This window comes from Pseudoalteromonas sp. Z9A5 (assembly GCF_011378875.1).
In the GTDB taxonomy this organism is placed as follows: Bacteria; Pseudomonadota; Gammaproteobacteria; order Enterobacterales; family Alteromonadaceae; genus Pseudoalteromonas.
This window is the reverse complement of sequence record NZ_WTLC01000130.1, coordinates 1-547: the sequence shown is the minus strand read 5'-3', so window position 1 is coordinate 547 and position 547 is coordinate 1. Positions and strand designations below refer to the sequence as shown.

At 49.0% G+C, this 547-nt stretch carries 1 protein-coding gene; it reads left to right on the top strand.

The features are described 5' to 3' along the window. Positions 1–547, top strand: a 547-nt coding sequence (locus tag GQR56_RS21345) for an Ig-like domain-containing protein (protein ID WP_166115406.1), incomplete at both ends; no start/stop codon positions are given.

Here is a 547-nt window from a genome sequence, read left to right as displayed (position 1 = left end):
ATTTCGGTAACAGAAGACACGCCAGCCACTGGCAATGTATTAACCAACGACACCGATGCAGATGCTGACGTGCTTAATGTGACGCAGTTTGTTATTGCAGGGGACACCACGGTTTATACCGCCGGAACAACAGCAACCATCGCGGGCGTGGGGAGTTTATTAATAAACACCAATGGCACCTTTACCTTCACCCCAGCGGCTGATTACAACGGTCCAGTACCAAGTGCAACTTACACGGTCAGCGATGCTAACGGTGGGATCGATACTGCGGTATTAAGTTTCAATGACATTACCCCTGTTAACGATGCGCCTGAAGCCGTTAATGATGGTCCAATTTCAGTAACAGAAGATACCCCAGCCACTGGTAATGTATTAACCAACGACACCGATGCAGATGGTGACGCGCTTAATGTGACGCAGTTTGTTATTGCAGGGGACACCACGGTTTATACCGCTGGAACGACAGCAACAATTGCGGGCGTGGGGAGTTTATTAATAAACACCAATGGCACCTTTACCTTCACCCCAGCGGCTGATTATAACGGTC